At 54.9% G+C, this 1,464-nt stretch carries 1 protein-coding gene; it reads right to left on the reverse strand.

From position 1 onward, the window contains the following. Positions 1–30: 30 nt before the first annotated feature. Positions 31–849: a hypothetical protein gene (locus ABWU19_RS14810; protein ID WP_435902403.1), complete on the reverse strand. Its 819-nt coding sequence runs from the start codon at positions 847–849 to the stop codon at positions 31–33. Positions 850–1,464 lie beyond the last annotated feature (615 nt).

Below are 1,464 nucleotides of genomic sequence, written 5' to 3' on the forward strand. Positions count from 1 at the left end.
AGCATTGGTTTCCACCCCAAAATCCTAAAGTCAAGGTTGAGGGGTGCGGAATGTGGGTTTTCCGCTGCGAGCCTGGATGGCAAAGCGGGTTTTCTGCTCGACAATCTCGACATGCCGGGCCAGCAAGGGTAGCTCGCCATAGTTGCCACCCAAGCTCTTGCCACCACCATAGATCTGCTCGAGGTTGCTCACCCGGCGCTGTAAAGCCCGTACCAGGACTGGAAACTGCAGGCTCTCCACTATCTTCCCGCCGCTTTTGATGTGGGTGAAAGTTTGCAGATGCAAGGTGAGATCGCCGTCGGGCACTGGTGGTAGGTCAGCGGCGTTCAGGGTGAAGGTTTCGAGGTGAACTACAGGGCTCTCGGCGCTCGATAGCAGCCTGGATTCTAATGTGTACGGATGAATGCTATAAACCTCAGTTAGCTGGAAGCGACCCCGTGTGAGGCCAATCCCATGTTCACCCATCTGGCGAATGGCCGCCATCATATAGGGCAAGTGTTGTACCGCTTTACCTACGATGCGTAGCCCGAATTCGAACGGCTCGCCTGGAGCGATCTGGCGCTCTTGCCCTAGATGGGTTTCGAATACCAGCGGGCGTGGGGGGTTTTCGAGTGAGTCCACCGAGAGATGCTCCGGTAGTGCAGGCGCATAGAGCGCCGCATAGGGACAGATCGAACGCAACGGACAGGGCGCGCAGGTCTCGAGGTCGCGGCGGGTACAGGCGATTTCATATAGCGTACGCCCAAAGGCACCCTCGAGCTTACTGCCCGCAAAAGCCGGCAAGCGAATAGACTGAATCGCTTTTAACCCAATACGGAGCAGGCTAATGGGTAGGTCAAATTGAAGCATCGACATCTAGCATAACCTTAGCTGTTGGCCACTTTGAGGTCATGAATGGTCTTAGGTTGGAAGCTTTGTTCAAAAATCAAACGGTCCTCCTGGCTAAGGTTGCTAGGGGCTTTTTGAAGCAGCACTTCTTTGGGTATCTTGACCATACTCATTCTCCTTTCTCTTTTTGCCGTTATTTCTCGAACCCCTGAAAAACATCTCTACCGCAGGCTGGCTCCAGCACTTCATTTAGCACCCCCAAGCTCTACATCTACGGAAACCAGTTGAGCAAGCGTTGCCTGCTTCAACGGCTTGCAGGTCCTCGAGCAGGTAGCACAGGGCCGTACGTTTGCCCACGCCCAAAGCCCGAGCCAGCTCCTGGGCCGTGTAGGGTCTGGCTGCCAGCAGGTCTCGAGCTTCCATCAAACGCAGCGACTTTTTATGGTGGGCACGCTCCCGGCTCATATGCCTTGTATTGCAGTCTAATGAGCGGCGTCCAGCGCTCGTCCAGTTTCCATTTTTAGGATTTTTCGGCTCAGATTCCTTCGTGTGCTACCTCATAGCTCCACCCCAGCCATCTTCAGGAGTACCCGACTGCGAATGAGGTTGTGCACCAGCAAGATGAGGTTCACCCGG

The organism is Meiothermus cerbereus (genome assembly GCF_051297115.1).
In the GTDB taxonomy this organism is placed as follows: domain Bacteria; phylum Deinococcota; class Deinococci; order Deinococcales; family Thermaceae; genus Meiothermus; species Meiothermus cerbereus_A.

Coding starts and splice junctions, on each gene's coding strand:
- ABWU19_RS14810 (WP_435902403.1), bottom strand. CDS start 849: ATGCTTCAATTTGACCTACCCATTAGCCTGCTCCGTATTGGGTTAAAA.